This is a genomic window from Bartonella sp. AA86SXKL (assembly GCF_042196885.1).
The window spans coordinates 1-727 of sequence record NZ_JBHIRE010000314.1; the positions used below are offsets into that span (position 1 = coordinate 1).

Sequence of the window (727 nt, forward strand, 5' to 3'; positions counted from 1 at the left end):
AAATTTTGCTGCGTCAACCTTTTATAAATCCGAATTCTTAAAAAGTCTGCAAATTATGAAATACATAATAGAACAGTAAAAAAGAAAACCAAATATTTTTTATTTTATCATTTTGATTCTTTATAACCCTCAAAGCGTTTTCCTTATAAAATAATAGCATTTTATTCTATGCTTTAAAGGAATCTTCCTTCCCAAAATATACCGTGACATAATTTTTGAATTTTCCGTGTAGAAAGTATCTTTTAACATATCTCATAGTTGTCAATATAATGTAGTGTAGTCTAAAAAGACATAATAACGTTAGAGATAATTTCAGCATGAAAAAGATTGAAGCCATCATAAAACCTTTCAAACTTGATGAAGTGAAAGAAGCGCTTCAAAAAATTGGATTACATAGTATTACAGTTTGGTTGTCAAAAAGGGCATACAGAACTTTATCGTGGTGCTAAATATGTTATTGATTTTCTACCTAAAGTAAAAATTGAAATTGTTATTGCCGATGAAAAACTAGAACAAGCCATTGACACAATACGTAAAGCAGCGCAAACAAAGCATATTGGAGATGGAAAAATATTTGTTTCTTCCATTGATCATGCCATTCGTATCGGCACAGGTAAATCCGGAATCGATGCGCTTTAACAGCTACAAAGTTTTTCACCTTTTTTATCTACCTCAGTCCAATAAGGAAATGGAATATGACAACTGCATCAGACATTCTTAAACAAAT

1 pseudogene is annotated in these 727 nt (G+C 30.4%); it reads left to right on the forward strand.

The annotated features are described in order from the left end of the window. Positions 1–317: 317 nt before the first annotated feature. A pseudogene (locus tag ACFIO5_RS11745) lies at positions 318–639 on the forward strand (P-II family nitrogen regulator). Positions 640–727 lie beyond the last annotated feature (88 nt).